14 protein-coding genes are annotated in these 14,948 nt (G+C 61.0%); 8 read left to right on the top strand and 6 right to left on the bottom strand.

The features are described from left to right. The first annotated feature begins 145 nt into the window (after positions 1 to 145). Positions 146 to 1,657 carry a hypothetical protein gene (locus GSQ90_RS07140; RefSeq protein WP_158814060.1) on the top strand — a complete coding sequence of 504 codons (1,512 nt, stop codon included), beginning with the start codon at positions 146 to 148 and terminating at the stop codon, positions 1,655 to 1,657. Here the strand turns inward: GSQ90_RS07140 and GSQ90_RS07145 are convergent. Both GSQ90_RS07145 and GSQ90_RS07150 read right to left on the bottom strand, forming a co-directional pair. Further along, entirely contained in the window at positions 1,593 to 2,717 is a 1,125-nt protein-coding gene (locus GSQ90_RS07145) for a hypothetical protein (protein ID WP_158814061.1), read from the bottom strand. The genes GSQ90_RS07140 and GSQ90_RS07145 overlap by 65 nt on opposite strands. Positions 2,718 to 2,902: 185 nt before the next feature. Continuing rightward, positions 2,903 to 3,565, bottom strand: coding sequence for a class I SAM-dependent methyltransferase (locus GSQ90_RS07150; RefSeq protein WP_158814062.1), 663 nt, complete (start codon positions 3,563 to 3,565; stop codon positions 2,903 to 2,905). Between the two features lie 382 nt (positions 3,566 to 3,947). On the opposite strand from GSQ90_RS07150, the gene rfbC reads away from it, so the two are divergent. From rfbC to GSQ90_RS07180, 6 genes are read left to right on the top strand one after another with little or no spacing between them, the layout of a single operon-like run. Beyond that, positions 3,948 to 4,562, top strand: coding sequence for a dTDP-4-dehydrorhamnose 3,5-epimerase (gene rfbC / locus GSQ90_RS07155; protein WP_158814063.1), 615 nt, complete (start codon positions 3,948 to 3,950; stop codon positions 4,560 to 4,562). After that, positions 4,559 to 5,614, top strand: a complete 1,056-nt coding sequence (rfbB, locus tag GSQ90_RS07160; protein WP_158814064.1) for a dTDP-glucose 4,6-dehydratase — start codon at positions 4,559 to 4,561, stop codon at positions 5,612 to 5,614. Before rfbC ends, rfbB begins: the two co-directional genes overlap by 4 nt. 1 nt (position 5,615) lies before the next feature. Beyond that, a complete protein-coding gene (rfbD, locus tag GSQ90_RS07165; RefSeq protein ID WP_246731440.1) occupies positions 5,616 to 6,539 on the top strand; it encodes a dTDP-4-dehydrorhamnose reductase in 924 nt (307 codons plus the stop codon). After that, on the top strand, positions 6,536 to 7,459 hold the full coding sequence (gene rfbA, locus GSQ90_RS07170; RefSeq protein ID WP_158814066.1) for a glucose-1-phosphate thymidylyltransferase RfbA: 924 nt from the start codon (positions 6,536 to 6,538) through the stop codon (positions 7,457 to 7,459). Before rfbD ends, rfbA begins: the two co-directional genes overlap by 4 nt. After that, positions 7,443 to 8,672, top strand: a complete 1,230-nt coding sequence (locus GSQ90_RS07175) for a hypothetical protein (protein WP_158814067.1) — start codon at positions 7,443 to 7,445, stop codon at positions 8,670 to 8,672. Before rfbA ends, GSQ90_RS07175 begins: the two co-directional genes overlap by 17 nt. Before the next feature lie 9 nt (positions 8,673 to 8,681). Further along, complete coding sequence (locus tag GSQ90_RS07180; protein ID WP_158814068.1) at positions 8,682 to 9,584, top strand: hypothetical protein; 903 nt, start codon at positions 8,682 to 8,684, stop codon at positions 9,582 to 9,584. Between the two features lie 40 nt (positions 9,585 to 9,624). Here the strand turns inward: GSQ90_RS07180 and GSQ90_RS07185 are convergent, their stop codons facing one another. After that, positions 9,625 to 10,608, bottom strand: coding sequence for an aldo/keto reductase (locus tag GSQ90_RS07185; protein ID WP_158814069.1), 984 nt, complete (start codon positions 10,606 to 10,608; stop codon positions 9,625 to 9,627). A gap of 353 nt (positions 10,609 to 10,961) precedes the next feature. Here GSQ90_RS07185 and GSQ90_RS07190 point away from each other — a divergent pair, with 353 nt between their 5' ends. Further along, positions 10,962 to 11,855 (top strand): NAD(P)-dependent oxidoreductase, encoded by an 894-nt coding sequence (locus tag GSQ90_RS07190; RefSeq protein WP_174247456.1) that lies wholly within the window; start codon positions 10,962 to 10,964, stop codon positions 11,853 to 11,855. 63 nt (positions 11,856 to 11,918) lie between these two features. On the opposite strand, the gene GSQ90_RS07195 is transcribed toward GSQ90_RS07190, so the two are convergent. The 3 genes from GSQ90_RS07195 to GSQ90_RS07205 are packed head-to-tail and all read right to left on the bottom strand — an operon-like array spanning position 11,919 to position 14,942. Beyond that, positions 11,919 to 12,662, bottom strand: coding sequence for an SDR family oxidoreductase (locus GSQ90_RS07195; protein WP_158814071.1), 744 nt, complete (start codon positions 12,660 to 12,662; stop codon positions 11,919 to 11,921). Continuing rightward, positions 12,662 to 13,489: a FadR/GntR family transcriptional regulator gene (locus tag GSQ90_RS07200; RefSeq protein ID WP_158814072.1), complete on the bottom strand. Its 828-nt coding sequence runs from the start codon at positions 13,487 to 13,489 to the stop codon at positions 12,662 to 12,664. Before GSQ90_RS07200 ends, GSQ90_RS07195 begins: the two co-directional genes overlap by 1 nt. A 10-nt stretch (positions 13,490 to 13,499) precedes the next feature. After that, positions 13,500 to 14,942 (bottom strand): FAD-binding oxidoreductase, encoded by a 1,443-nt coding sequence (locus GSQ90_RS07205; RefSeq protein WP_158814073.1) that lies wholly within the window; start codon positions 14,940 to 14,942, stop codon positions 13,500 to 13,502. Positions 14,943 to 14,948 lie beyond the last annotated feature (6 nt).

Genomic DNA, 14,948 nt, shown 5'->3' on the forward strand with positions numbered 1-14,948 from the left:
AGGTTTGCCGTCGAGGCCGTCGCCCGCGCGGGCTACTATTCTCGTGTCTCAGCTCAGAGACGCAAAAGCTGGGAGCCCATGCAGAAGCCTCCTGACGCGACATGGCGCCAACCGACAATGAGGCGCTGGCTTGCGCGCAAACGGCATGTCTGAAGATTTCACCTACCTGCGCTTCGACGCGGCGTCGCGGAAGGCTCTCGAGTTGCAAGGGCTCTCCTGGACGGCGATCGAGAGCATATTTCTGTGCCCGACGCCGGTGGTCGAGCCGCCGCGCTTCCTGCCGGGTTGCCCAAAGATGGGCTCCTGGTACCAGACCAGAGAATATCTCGCGTCCCAGCACACGATCCTGTCGATTCACAACCGAGTCTTCGCGCTGCGCGATCCATGGACTAACGCCAACGTAGAGGCCTCATCGGCCTCCGCGCTCGAACCGCAAGAGGGCAGAGCCTATGGGTTCATCCCCCTAGTCTACGCATTTGGGCAAGACGAGCGATCGTTCTGGGCGGCGAGTTGCGATCTTACGGGCCGCATTGTGTATTTGTTCGTGCCGGCCCTACGCCTCGTCATCTATGAAATGAGTCTCAAGCGCGCGCAGCTCATCCATTCCGGCCTTTGCGAGGCGCTTGCGCGGCTCGATCGGGAGAGAGAAGAGGGCGCGCGCGAAAAATCGCGTAGGGTGATTGGGTTGCTCGATATGGTGACGAATTTCGGTCATCATATGATCAATCACCTGGCCGGCCTTGATCTGCTGATTGACCATGGGCTTGCAGGTCGGCTGGATGAGGTCTGGATCGTCGGCAGCGAGTTTTTCGGGAACGTGGAAGAACTCTATCCGGAAATCGGCGATCGGGTGCGCAGATTTTCGTCGCGGCGTGAGCTCTCCGCCGCCGTCCGCGAAACGAACGATCTTGTCGTCAGAATCGGCGCGAATTTTTTCTTCGAGACGACAAGACAGCGTATTTTGAAGGCAGCGAACGGCCGTTATGCGTCGAATCCAAGCGCCGGTCGGCGCCCGCTTATCGCCGTGACGATACGCGGCGCCGGAAGGCGCTGCGAGAATCTCGCTGAGGTGATCACCCATATATATGAGAACCTCCGAGCTGACTTTCCGCAGATCGGATTTGTCATCGATGGGTGGGTTTTCAGGGAGCAGGAGATCGTTTCGGCGTCCTCGGCGGCGACTTGTCTCGACGCGCGATACGCTTCGGGGATCAAGGCGGAATTTGCCGCCGCGCGCGAGGCGTTCAAGAATGTTCCGGCCGCCGCCATTGCCCGCAACCTTCTGGGCGCTTCGATACTCAGCTCGATCGTCGGTCTGTCCGACATCGACGCTTATCTCGCTCACGTCGGCACTCTCCAGCACAAGATTGCGTTCTTCTCTCTTGCGAGAGGCGTCGTCCACGGACCCGTAAGCCAAATGACGGATATCGAGGCCGGACCATTCCAGGCGGCGTTGGGCGTGGGACCGCTCTATGTCGAGCCGTCGATGATTGAAGATATCCCAACCGGGTCGGATCGCGGACCCGCGTTCAACAATTACCGCATCCTGGATGCGGCCGGCGTTTCTCGGCGAATCCGAATGTGCCTGGAAGCTAGCGAATCGTCTGCGCCAGCGCGCGAAGATACTTTCCGTCCTGGTCGCCAAGCGTGGGCATGATGCAGCCGCCTTCGTCGCACTCACTCCAGGAATATATCAGCGCAACTCTTGCGGGACATTGCGTGGGATGGTCGCGCATAAAGAGATCGGCGGCCTTAACCTCGGCTGCAAATTCTTCCGGGCTCGCCATTTCGAAGTAGGAATCGGATTTCGCCGCGGGCTTCGCGTCTCCCTGCTCCCACGGCACAGGGTGGTCAAGCCTGGGCCGATCATCCCAACCAACCTGGAGGATCGGCACGCAGGGATAGCCCGGGGCGGCCATCCGCGCCCAATAAGCCCTCACCTGACGATCAAGCTCGGAATATTTGCGGTTCCCCGTCGATTTGAAACCAGCGATATAATTGCTGATGGCGTCCGCTCCGGAGCCCGTAAAAAGTTTGACGTCGACCGCGGGATCGAACAGCACGATATACGGATTGCCAACGCCCTCGTCGGCGCAGAGGCGCCGAAAATTGTCGAGAGCGGCGCGAAGGCCGTCGAGGACGCCAAAATAGGTCTTCAATTCGTTTTCCCGATAGAAAATGAACAGGAGCGGTCTCCGCGCGCTTCCCATACGCGCCTTGAAATAATTGGGCTGCTGCATCAAGTTGCACCAGGCTCTGAGCTTGTTCTCACGTTCGGACGCCGAGGTCGAACTCAATGGCGGCGACAGATCGCCCAGTCCAATAATCGGGCACCATGCGATCTGATTGCGAAGCGCGGAGGATTGGTAGAGGTCCCATGCCTTCCGGAGGCTGGAATTGGCCGCGTACCAGTCGAAGGCCCAAAATGACAGTCCGGCGCGAGCGGCGGCTTCGATTTCGGCGTCAAGGACAGCTTGCGCGCCGTTGCAGGTCATGCCGTCCGCATCGCTGTAGGCGCAGTTAATCGGGGCGCGATTGCGGTAGCGCTCGGGCGCCAGATTCTGTTGCGGAAACACGCTATCGCCCTCTTTGCGATACCAAGCGTCCCATCGAATCGCGCCAAAATCTGCTTTTTCTTCCGCGGCCGGTGCTCCAGTCGCCCCCGCAATTGCGAGTAGAGGCAAGCGAGCGAGCAATTCGCGACGGGTGATCAGCATGAGCGCTCCGAAGATGAGCGAGAACACAAACGATCAACTTTGCGATCGTCTCTATTGATCGCGACTATTTCAGGGCCGCAAGCCCCCACAACGATCTGCAATCGCCGTGTCCATTGTCGCCTATGGCGCGGGCCTCTGCGACGCCCTTGGGCAGTTGGCGGCAGGCGTTGAGACGAAAGGCGTTTCTAAACATCATCAAACATGTCGAGCCCGGCAGCCTTCAGCCTCCGCTGCACGCCGACCTTGTCGGCCTTCTCCATCAGCGCGACGACCCAAAGGTCGAGCCGCTCGCGTTTGGCCAGAACTGTGGGAAAGCCGGCGTCGAGCAACAATTTGCCGAGCGACGCGCTCGTGAGCCCTGTGTTATGCGCCATGTAGAGCTTGCCGCGTGCGATTGAGTCCCCGTGGCCGAAAAGCATATCGCGCGGCGTGATGGGGCCGCTGGGCGAGATATAGGCGACATGGTCGAGACCGTGCTCCAAGAGAGCGCTCGCGACGGCCTCAAGGTCAGGCGACGTGATCAGGGCGAAGCCGTCAGGCTTCAATACCCTGCGAAACTCCGATAGTGCGAGCGGAACCTCATGAGCATGGAGATGCTCCAGACTATGTGACGACCAGACCGCGTCGAAACTGCGTGCGGGCGCAAACGCGCTCATGTCAGTGATCGAACCTATCAGATCGGGCTCGGTCCGCGGATCGATATCGACACGGACTTCGCGCCATGTCTTGTCGCGGAAGACGGAATGCAATTGACGTGAGGATCGCGGACCCGATCCTGCATTGAGCACGCGTGAGCCGCTTTGCGTCGCCGGCTCATGCGAATCCAGAGGCTTCAAGAATGGCTTCATCCTGGACGCTCCACGTGTTGCATGCCGCTGCCGAGTCCGCTCGACCCAAGCGGACTCTTCGACGCCCAGCAACGGGTGATCGTAAAGAGGCTTAAAATTTGGTCAGCGCTACAACTAGAACTGCGCGGCGGCTTCCGGTGCAGGAAGCGTGGCGACCGGCGAATATCGCGCGCCTCGTGCGCCGCTTTATGCAAATTGAAACGGTCGGCGAAACATTTCATTTTCAATAGCGAGACTTTGCCAATTTCTCAATCGCTCTCGACTCGACTTGTCCGCTCATTCTTCCGAAGAATGCAATGCGCGAACGTCGAGAGACAACGGCGAACGAACAGCCGCCAATCGTATTTTCGACTCGGGTTTCATCCTGGAGCATCGCCGTTCAATGCTGGACATCAAGGCACTCGCCATATCGGACGTGAAACTTATCGCACCCAAGCGTTTTGGAGATCATCGCGGCTTCTTCTCTGAAGTGTTCAACCACCGGCTGTTGCGTGGGAACGGCATCGATCTCGAATTCGTTCAAGACAATCATTCGCTTTCTGTTGAGGTCGGCACGGTGCGCGGCCTGCATTTCCAGACGCTGCCTCATGCGCAAGGCAAACTCGTGCGCGTGGCGCGCGGGCGGATCCTCGATGTGGCGGTCGATCTGCGCCGCGGGTCGCCGACATATGGCCGCCATGTGACGGCCGAACTCTCGGCGGAGAATTGGCGGCAGCTCTGGGTTCCGCCAGGTTTCGCTCATGGATTCTGCACGCTTGAGCCGAATACGGAGGTGCTCTACAAGACGACCGATTATTATTCTCCACAACATGACGCCGGTCTTTACTGGGCCGATATGGCGCTCGGAATTTCCTGGCCGGTTTCCTCGGCGCGCGCGATCGTATCCGACAAGGATGCGAAGCTGCCGCGCATGGCCGATTTGACCTCGCCATTCGCGTGGGCGCCGCCCGACATCGAGCCGTCGGCGTCGCTCGCGGCAGCGGGGTTCGGCCGATGAGAGCGATCGTCACTGGCGGCGCGGGATTTATCGGTTCGGCGCTTTGCCGATGGCTCGTGGCTCATTTGGGTTGGAATGTCGTCAACGTCGACAAGTTGACCTATGCCGCCAATCTCTCATCGCTCGCGCCCATCGCGGATCGGCCAAACTATGCGTTCGTCGAAGCCGACATTTGCGATCGCTCGAAAATGGACGAGGCGTTTCGCGCCTATCAGCCCAACGCCGTGATGCATCTGGCCGCTGAAAGCCATGTCGACCGGTCGATCACCGGATCGGCGGAATTCATCCGCACGAATGTGCTCGGGGCCCATACGCTACTGGAATCGGCGCGCGTCTATTGGGACGGCCTGTCTGGCGAAGCGCGTGACAGGTTCCGCTTTTTGCACGTGTCGACCGACGAGGTTTACGGTTCTCTTGGCAAGACGGGCCTCTTCACCGAGGAGACCGCTTATGCGCCCCGCTCGCCCTATTCGGCGAGCAAGGCGGCGTCCGACCATATCGTGATGGCGTGGAGCGAGACCTACGGCCTTCCCACGCTCATCTCGAATTGTTCGAACAATTATGGTCCGTTTCACTTTCCAGAGAAGTTGATTCCGCTGATCATCGTCAATGCGTTGCATGGCAATTCCCTCCCGGTCTATGGCGATGGCCAGAATGTGCGCGATTGGCTGTACGTCGACGATCATGTGAAGGCGCTGGTTGCAATATTGACCCAGGGCCGTCCGGGGGAGACCTATAACGTCGGCGGACGCAACGAGCGGACGAACTTGCAAGTCGTTGAGCGCATTTGCGATCTCGTCGATAGCCATGCGGGGCCGCTCGCGAACGGTCAGCGTCGACGCAGCCTCATTACCTTTGTCGCCGATCGACCCGGTCATGACCGGCGCTATGCGATAGACGCCACCAAGCTCGAACGCGAACTCGGTTGGCGCGCAGAGGAGACTTTCGAGTCCGGTCTTGAGAGGACGGTGATTTGGTTTCTCGCCAATGAGGCCTGGTGGCGGCCGCTGCATCAGCATGCTCGCCAGCGGCTCGGCCTCGTGGCGGCCTGAGTTGCGCGCGGCGCCATCGACCATTGTCGTTACGGGCCGGCGCGGGCAGATCGCGTCCGCGCTCGGGCGCACATTGACGCAGGCGGGGTTCGACGTCGTTCTCATCGGACGGCCGGAGTGCGACCTTGTCGATGCGGGAGCTGTGCGCCGGGCCATCGCCGAGGCTCGGCCGGCGCTCGTCATCAATGCGGCCGCCTATACCGCCGTCGACAAGGCGGAAGATGATTCCGGTGCGGCCTTCGCTGTCAATCGCGACGGGGCAGGCTATGTGGCGGAGGCCGCCGCCCAGGTGGGCGCGCCGATCATCCATTTTTCGACCGATTATGTTTTCGACGGCAGCAAAGGCGCCCCCTATGTCGAGAGCGACCCAACGCGACCGCTCGGCGTCTATGGGCGCTCCAAACTTGCCGGCGAGGCCGCTGTCGCGGAGGCCAATTCACGCGCCATCATTTTGCGGACGGCCTGGGTATGCAGTTCTGGCGGCGCCAATTTTCTCAATACGATGCTCCGCCTCGCCGCAAGCCGCGATGAACTTGGCGTCGTCAATGATCAGCGCGGCGCGCCCAGCTTCGCGGCCGACATCGCCGGGGCGACGGCGCAGATCGCGGCCAATATTTTGGACACTCCCGATGATCCCTCGCTCTATGGAACCTTCCACCTGACCTCGGCCGGCGAGACGACATGGTGCGGTTTTGCGCGCAGCATTTTCGAGGGCTCGGCGGTGCGTTCAGGCCCGCATGCGCGAGTCAAGCCGATCGCGACCGCGGACTATCCCACGCGCGCCCAGCGCCCGGCCGATTCAAGGCTCGACTGTTCGCTTGTCGCGGCGCGCCACGGCGTGGTCATGCCCGATTGGCGCGACGGGCTCGAACGCTGCCTTGATGAATTGTTCGCCACGCCAATGCGAGAGGAAAGAGCGTCATGAAGGGCATCATTCTGGCGGGAGGAGCCGGCTCCCGCCTTTTCCCGCTTACCTTCGCCGTCAGCAAGCAGATTTTGCCGGTCTACGACAAGCCGATGATCTATTATCCGCTGTCGGTTCTCATGTTGGCCGGAATTCGAGATATTCTCGTTATTTCGACGCCGCGCGACACGCCGACATTCACCGCGCTTCTCGGCGACGGGGCCCGCTGGGGGATCAACCTCAGCTATGCCGTTCAGACAGAGCCGCGCGGCCTCGCGGATGCATTCATCCTGGGAGAGGCGTTTCTCGCAGGTGAGGCCGCGGCGCTCGTGCTCGGCGACAATATCTTCTACGGCAGCGGGCTCGGGCCGATCTTGCGCGGCATTGCGCGGCGCAACAATGGCGCCACCATTTTTGCGTATCGCGTCAGGGATCCGCATCGCTACGGCGTGGTCGCCTTCGATGAGGGCGGTTTTGCGACATCGATCGAGGAGAAGCCGCAATATCCGAAATCGGACTGGGCGGTGACCGGCATGTATTTCTATGACAATGATGTTGTCGACGTCGCCAAGGCGGTCAAACCGTCGGCGCGCGGCGAGATCGAGATCACGGACATTAACAACACCTATATGCGGCGCGGCAAGCTCAGGGTGGAGCGGCTCGGCCGCGGGTTTGCCTGGCTCGACACGGGCACGCATGATTCGATGATGGAGGCGGGAGAATTCATCCGCACCATCGAACACCGGCAGGGCATGAAGATAGGGTGCCCGGAAGAGATCGCCTTCGAGATGGAATGGATTGATCGCGATGGGCTCGCTGCGATCGGCCAGTCCATGAAAAGCACGGAATACGGGGCCTATCTGCTGCAGCTCGCCGCGGCCCCGAGAGCGGATGACCTCGTCGTTCAAGCCAAGCGGATGGCCAATGCTCGCTCCAACTGATTATATCGGCTATCGAAGCTGGAACCGCATCCGCAACAGCGGCGACGCCATTACCCCCTATATTCTGGAGGGCCTCACCGGCCTTCCCACCCGCTCGGTCGGCCCCGAACTGCCTCACATCCTGGGCGTCGGCAGCATTCTTTTTTTCGCGAACAAAAACAGCAGCGTATGGGGAGCGGGAGTCCTCAATCCGAACACGCCGCTGCCCGACATTCATGACAGCTCGTTTCACGCGTTGCGAGGAAAGAAAACGCGGGATTTTGTGAAAGGTCTCGGCATCGCAATTCCCGATTTGCCGCTCGGAGATCCAGGGATATTCGCGCGCGAAGTTTGCGATCTCATCCCGGAGGAGAGGCGGAAGATCAAATTTCGCGCCGCTTTCGTGCCTCATCACGGCTCCATCAAACATCCGCTCTATGAGGCGGTTCGCGACAATCCCGAGTTCGTATTCATCGACATTCTCGATGACAGCCTGTTGCCGCTGGAGCAAACCCTGCAATCCGAAGTCGTGATCTCGCAGAGTCTGCACGGCTTGATTTACGCGGAGAGTCTGGGCAAGCCAAACCTCTGGATCTCGGAGCGGAACGACGAAATCTGGCGATTCAAGTTCGAAGATTGGTATTCGACGACCATCGAACCTCAATCGGGGGCCAAGCCGCTCACAACGGACATTGACGCGCTCATCGCCGAAGCGCGGCTCTGCGGCTCCAATATCGACAAGGACGCCCTCGCAAACGCGCTGCCCGCGCACGCGTCGCTCGCACAATCGGCGCATTTTATGAACTTCAGATCGTGCCGCAAATACAATCCCGCGGTCCTTTTTGTCGACACGCTGTTTTCCGGACGCCGTTACGCGAAAGGCGAACTCAGCGCCGACATGTTGGACGCCTTGCGCCGAAAAATATTTCCGGCGGTCTACGGCCTGTTCAAAGGTTGGGCCGAGCGCAGCTATTGTCTCGTAGCGCCGGCCGACGAGGCGATCAACCTGGATCACGAGAAAATTTCCGCGGTTGCGCGGTTTCTTGACGAGAACGCCGCGGTCGACTTCGCCTTCGTCATGCAAAGGGAGGACGTCGACGAGCAGGCCATCGTCGAAGATGGCGGGCATGGGGGCCTGTCTTTGATGCGGGAGAACGGCGTGGCGGGCGGCGCCATCATGTTGCGGCCGGATTCCTATCAATTGACCAGCAATTATGTGACCGTCTGCATATAGAGGCGCCGAATGGATGCGCTCGTTCTCCTCAGAAGCCATGCCTACAATGCCCATGTCAGCAAGGCGTTTGGCGCTCTTCGCAGCTTTTCGCGGCAGAGCGAGGTCATGCTCCTTCTGGATGTGACGAACGGCGACATTTCCAGCGACGTTCCGACGCTCAAATTCAGCGGCGAGCGACTGCGAAGGATCGGTCTCGAACTCTACCCGGCAGGCCAATGGGCCTGGTTCGCTGGGGATTATGCGCTCTATTGCGCCTTTCTCGATCGGCCGGAACATTCGCATTATGTGATGATCGACTACGACACCAAGGTCAATTTTTCGATCGACGATTTCCTGGGGCGGATCGGGAGCGCCGATTGGGATCTCGTCGGCCCGTATGCCGGCTTTGAACGCGCCGATTGGATGTGGAGCGCCGCGGGACGGTATTGGTTCAGCCGCGTCGCCGGATGTTTCTTTCCGATTGTCGTCGTGTCGCGAAGATTGTTGTTGCGATGTCTTGAGCATCGTCTCGCGCATGCGCGCGCGGTTCCGATCGAGGCGGCGGCGCGCGAGGAGTTCCTCCGACAGAGATGGATGAATTGCGAAGCTTTCGTGCCGTCGGTCGCGCTGGCGGAGGGATATCGGATGGCCGACATTCAGCAATTCGTGCCGGGATGGAGCTATTCATACATGCGCGACGTGGACGTCTTGCACTGGGAGATGCCGCAACTTGCGACGGTTCCGTGCGCGCATCCGGTTTTCTTGAAGGAAGACCTGCCGGAGCAGATCAGCAAGCGGCTGCGCAATCTCCCGCAGGGCGAGTTGCGAGAGTGGGTGGTGAAGCGGGCGGGCGAGTTGCGCGGGTCGGACAGCGCGCTGTGGGAGGCGGTCCAGGCCGCGAACCCGGAGCTACGCGACGTCCGTCGCGCATGACCGCCGGAGAATGGCGTGCGATTGCGGCCCCGGCCGGCGTTCACCAACGCTGATGCACGTAGGGCTTGATGTCGCGATCGTAGATGGTTTTCAGCGCGGCCATTGTTTCGGGCGCGAGAGCGGGGAGAGCGGCCGCTTCTGCGTTCGATCCCGCCTGAGCGGCGTTGCGCGCTCCGGGAATGGCGATCGTGACGGCGTCAAACATCAGAATCCATCGCAGCGCGAATTGCGCCATCGCCGCGTCGCCGACCAGCGGGCGGATTTTCTCGACGGCGGCGAGGCCCACCTCATAAGGAACGCCCGAAAAGGTCTCGCCGACGTCGAAGGCTTCGCCCTTACGGTTGAATTGGCGATGGTCCGAATCCTCGAACCGGGTGTCGGCCCGAAACTTGCCCGACAGAAGCCCGCTCGCAAGAGGGACGCGCGCGATGATAGCAACCTTCTTGCGCGCGGCCAGTTCGAAGAAGGTCTCGGCGGGGCGCTGGCGGAAAATATTGAAGATGATCTGAACGCTCTGCACGCCCGGATATTCAATAGCCTTCAAAGCTTCCTCGACACGCTCGACGCTGACGCCATAGCTGCGGATCTTGCCCTGCGTCACGAGATCGTCGAGATGGCCGAAAACCTCGGGGTGATAGTAAATGTCGGTCGGCGGGCAGTGAAGCTGCACGAGATCGAGCGTATCCACAGCGAGGTTTTTGAGGCTGCGGTCGATCCATGTCGTCAGATTCGCGTTGGAATAGCCGGACACTTCTTGCGTCGGCAGCCGTCGGCCGGCTTTTGTGGCGACGAAGGGCCGCGCGCCGCTCCTCCCTTTCAAAGCCCGTGCGATCAACCGTTCCGACAGGCCGTCGCCGTAGACGTCCGCGGTATCGATGAAAGTGACGCCGCGATCGAGAGCCTCGTTCAGCGCCGCGATCGCGTCGTCTTCATCGACATGACCCCAACTTGCGCCAATCGCCCAGGCGCCAAAGCCGATTTCGCTGACCCGCCGCCCCGTGCGGCCAAATTCTTTCACGCGCATTCCAACCTCTTGTTCTGTCGCTTGCCGCCATCTTCTGGCGATTATGCGAACTTGCTGCAACCATAGCTTTTTGATTATCAAGCCTGTCGCTCGTCTCGTTTGGCGACGAGCGAGTCTCAGAGGGTTGACGTCCGCCGGCGCCAGACTTATCAGAGAACCCGGTTGTCTGACAATTGAATGGAGCTGAATGAGGCGATCAGCCGCAGCACTTGCGCGTCCATGATCCCGCCATTGCGATAATTCCTCAAGGCTTTCACGTCGTCCCCTGTTTCGGCGAAGGATGATCGCCGGCTCCTTGAAACAACGACCGCCCGCGCCGCATGGTCTCGGCTCTTGAACGATAAACGGAGGAAATCATGAGAGAACGCATTGGCTTCGTCGGCCTGGGCCTGATGGGCGAAGGAATGGCGGCGAATCTTATCCGCAAGGGATGGCCGCTGACGGTCCTTGCTCATCGCAAGCGCGATGCGATCGAGAGGCTGGTCGGACTTGGCGCGTCGGAAGCGCGCAACGCGCGCTCGCTCGCCGAATCAAGCGATATCGTTGTGCTTTGCGTGACCGGTTCGCCGCAGGTCGAGGAAGTGACGATGGGCGCCGAAGGGCTTGCGTCGGCCTACAAGGCGCTGCTGATTTTGGATTGCTCGACGTCGAATCCTGCGTCCACCGTCCAGCTTGCGGCCGAATTGGCGAAACGCAATATCGTCCTGATCGATACGCCGCTCGCTCGCACGCCCAAGGAGGCCGTCGCCGGGACGCTCGATGTCATGGCGGGCGGGGATGCGGATTCATTCGCGCGGGCGCGTCCCGTGCTCGAGGCTTTCGCCGGGCGCGTGATCCATACGGGGCCGACGGGCAGCGGCCATACGATGAAGCTGCTCAATAATTTCATTTCGCTCGGCTATGCCGCCATTTATTCCGAGGCGCTGATGATGGGCGCGAAAGCTGGCCTCACGCCCCAGGTTATGGACAGCGTATGGCGCGGCGGCCGCATGGATTGCGGTCAATATCAGGCGTTCTTCGAATATGTGCTGCGGCGCGATGAGAACGCGCAGCGCTTTTCCATGAACAATGCGCTGAAGGACTTATCCTATCTCACGAGTTTCGCCGCCGCGAGCGGCGCCGCCAATCCGGTCAGCGCCGCGGTCCGCAATTCTTTCGCCGCGGCGGTCGGCGCAGGTCAGGGCGAGAAGTTCGTTCCGGCGTTGTCGGACGTGATCGCCGGGCTGAACGGCGTCAAGCTGAGTTGACAGCGAGTGCACAAGGTCTTTGCCTCGCAGAACGCTTTGCGCCTTTGGGTAAGTGGGGTCTGCTCAGGTGTTCGTCCAGCCGCCGTCGACGGCGATCGCCGTGCCGGTGATCAAGGACGAATCGTCGCTGGCGAGGAACACGACTAGATTGGCGACTTCCTCGGGCGTGCCTAACCGACCCATCGGCTGACGCGCCACAAAGCTGGCCCGCGCCGCGTCATAGTCGCCCTGGGCGCGCATGCGATCATGCAGCGACGGGCTTTCGATCGTGCCGGGGCAGATCGCATTGGCGCGGATGTTCTTCGTCACGAAGTCGGCGGCGACAGATTTGGTCATGCCGATCACTGCGGCCTTGGTGGCGCCATAGACGAAGCGGTTCGGAGCCGCGATGATCGTCGACGCGACTGAGGCCATATTGACAATGGACCCACCGCCATTGGCGAGCATGCCCGGCAGAAACGCGCGCATCATGCGATACATCGCGCGAACATTCAGATCGACCGAGAAGGAAAAGGCGTCTTCGTCGCATTCGAGGATCGTGCCGTTATGCACGAAACCGGCGCAATTGAACAAAGCGTTTGGCGCCGAAATGGATTTCACGAAAGCCTTGATGGCGTCGCCGTCCATCACGTCGAGCCGCTGTGTCGACACGCCTTCGACGCCCGCCAGCGTCTTGAGCTTTTCAGAGTCGAGATCCGTGGCGATCACGGCGGCGCCCGCTTTCGCGCAAGCTAGAGCCGCGGCCCGCCCGATGCCTTGACCCGCCGCGGTTACGACAACGATCTTTCCGCTTAACCGTCCCGTCATCACATTCTGCCCGCGTTGAGAGTTGTTTTCGCCCGGCGTTTCGGCGCGGGGCGTTTGTTCTTCTTTTCCGATATTTTGGGCGGCGGCGCGGCAGTGCGGACGCGGCGCGATTTTGCCGATTCCTCGTTCAGACCGACGCGTTCGGCGGCGCCCAGCAGATGGATGCGCATCGCTTCCTGAGCCAGCGCGCTGTCGCCAGCTTCGACAGCGGCGAGGATGCGCTCATGTTCGCTGAGCGTCGCCTTCGCCATTTCGTCCGACTTGTGTTGATTGCCGGCAGCCAGAATGCTTTCGCGGACACGCTCGGATACAAAGCCGATGAATTGCACCATATAGCCATTGCCTGTCGCGGCGGCGATGGCGCGGTGCACGCCCAGATCGGCCTTGAGCCAGGCGATGCTGCCATAGGGAGCGGCCGCCATCGCCTCGTGGGCCTCTTGCATCGACTCCAGGTCATCGGCTGTGCGTCGCGTCGCGGCCAAAGCGACGGCTTGCACTTCCAGAATGCCGCGCAATTCGAACAAGTCGCGGAAAGCGTCAGCGGCGCGCGTTCCGTCATAGTCGATGGTCAGAACTGTCGAGTTCGATTCCTCGGAGACAAAGGCGCCGCGACCTTGGCGTGACCATACGCGGCCCTCCGACCGCAACCGGGCGATCGCTTCGCGCACGACATTGCGGCTCACGCCAAAGGTTTGAGAGAGGGCTTGTTCGGTGGGCAGTTGCGCCCCCGGTTTCAACCGGCCTTGAGCGATCTCCCGCGAGATCGAACTCGCCACCAGAGTTGGAAGGTGCGGCCCGCGGTTGACCTTGTCGAGCTTCAAGATCATGGGTTCGCCTTTACAGGGGAGGGTTAGAATCATCGGGCAGGATACGACCCATACCCAAAATACTGCGCGGATCGAGGGCTTTCTTCAACTGATTTGCAAGATCGAGCGACACATCGTCAAGACGCGCGAGGAAGGCTTTCTGTTTTAACCGGCCGATGCCATGCTCGGCGCTGATGCTGCCGCCGAACCGGTCGACGGCGGCGAAGATGATCGCTTCCGCCTCATGAAACAGCGGTTCCATCTGCTCGGCGGCGAAGTCGAGAGGCGGCGCCACATTGAGATGGATATTGCCATCGCCGACGTGGCCGTAGGCGACAGGTTTGGCGTGCGGCAGCGCCGAGCCAAGCTTCGCCAAAGCCTCGGTCAGAAAATCGGCCAGCGTCGAAATCGGGATCGACACGTCGGTGCGCAAATAACGACCGCCATTGCCCTGCGCCTCCACCATAATCTCGCGATACAGCCACATCCGTTCGGTCTGGGCGAGGCTCTTGGCGATCACGCCATCGGCGATCGCGTCGCCCGCGTCGGCGAGGGCGCTCTCCATCATGCCCGCCAGATCGACGCTGCCGCTCGCCGACAATTCCATCAGCACATAAACCGGATAGACGCCGGCCAGCGGATCGGGCAGATCGGGGCGTGCGCGCAAGGCCACCTCAAGCCCGTCGCGCAGGATCAGTTCAAACGCAGACAAGAGGTCGCTGCATGAGCGTCGCGCCTTGGCGTAAAAAGCCATAGCGTCTTCAACCGAGCGCAACCCGATCCATGCGGTCTCGATCTGGGTCGGTTTGGGGAAAAGCTTGAACGCAATGGCTGTGATGATTCCAAGCGTGCCCTCGGAGCCAATGAACAATTGCTTGAGATCGTAGCCCCGATTGTCTTTGCGCAGAGTGCGCAGGCCGTCCCAGATGCGGCCATCGGCGAGCACGACTTCGAGGCCCAGCACGAGATCGCGCGTCATGCCATAGCGAAGCACGTTGAAACCGCCCGCATTGGTGGCGACGTTGCCGCCGACATGGCAGGAGCCCTGGGCGCCGAACGTGATAGGCAGGAAACACTGCTGGGCTTCGGCGGCCCGCTTGGCGGTCTCCAGCACGCAGCCCGCCTCGACGATCATCGCAAAATCGATCGGGTTCACCGAACGCACGCGCGCCATGCGCTCCAGGCTGACGACGATCTCGCGGCGGTCGGGCGCTGCGACGGCGCCCGCCACGAGGCCAGTCAGGCCGCCCTGCGGCGCCGCCCGGATGCCCTTGGCGTAGCAGCGCTGCATCAAGGTCGACAGCTCCTGCGCCGAGCGTGGCCGCGCGACCGCCATGGGAACGGCGAAATGGTCGCCCGACCAGTCGCGGCTGAAGCGCGCCATATCTTGCACATCGTCGATCAGCATGTCGTGCGACAGGCCATCGGCGAGAAATTCGAGAGCGCGGCTGCGAAGGCCGGAGACGACGTTCATTTCGCT

Source organism: Methylocapsa sp. S129, from assembly GCF_009765995.1.
Classification (GTDB): Bacteria; Pseudomonadota; Alphaproteobacteria; order Rhizobiales; family Beijerinckiaceae; genus Roseiarcus.

What these genes read in the sequence shown, in the direction of transcription:
- GSQ90_RS07150 (WP_158814062.1), bottom strand. Translation starts at nt 3,565, where the DNA reads ATGAAGCCATTCTTGAAGCCTCTGGATTCGCATGAGCCGGCGACGCAA.
- GSQ90_RS07175 (WP_158814067.1), top strand. Translation starts at nt 7,443, where the DNA reads ATGCTCGCTCCAACTGATTATATCGGCTATCGAAGCTGGAACCGCATC.
- rfbA (WP_158814066.1), top strand. Translation starts at nt 6,536, where the DNA reads ATGAAGGGCATCATTCTGGCGGGAGGAGCCGGCTCCCGCCTTTTCCCG.
- GSQ90_RS07180 (WP_158814068.1), top strand. Translation starts at nt 8,682, where the DNA reads ATGGATGCGCTCGTTCTCCTCAGAAGCCATGCCTACAATGCCCATGTC.
- GSQ90_RS07195 (WP_158814071.1), bottom strand. Translation starts at nt 12,662, where the DNA reads ATGACGGGACGGTTAAGCGGAAAGATCGTTGTCGTAACCGCGGCGGGT.
- GSQ90_RS07200 (WP_158814072.1), bottom strand. Translation starts at nt 13,489, where the DNA reads ATGATCTTGAAGCTCGACAAGGTCAACCGCGGGCCGCACCTTCCAACT.
- GSQ90_RS07185 (WP_158814069.1), bottom strand. Translation starts at nt 10,608, where the DNA reads ATGCGCGTGAAAGAATTTGGCCGCACGGGGCGGCGGGTCAGCGAAATC.
- GSQ90_RS07205 (WP_158814073.1), bottom strand. Translation starts at nt 14,942, where the DNA reads ATGAACGTCGTCTCCGGCCTTCGCAGCCGCGCTCTCGAATTTCTCGCC.
- rfbB (WP_158814064.1), top strand. Translation starts at nt 4,559, where the DNA reads ATGAGAGCGATCGTCACTGGCGGCGCGGGATTTATCGGTTCGGCGCTT.
- GSQ90_RS07140 (WP_158814060.1), top strand. Translation starts at nt 146, where the DNA reads ATGTCTGAAGATTTCACCTACCTGCGCTTCGACGCGGCGTCGCGGAAG.
- GSQ90_RS07145 (WP_158814061.1), bottom strand. Translation starts at nt 2,717, where the DNA reads ATGCTGATCACCCGTCGCGAATTGCTCGCTCGCTTGCCTCTACTCGCA.
- rfbC (WP_158814063.1), top strand. Translation starts at nt 3,948, where the DNA reads ATGCTGGACATCAAGGCACTCGCCATATCGGACGTGAAACTTATCGCA.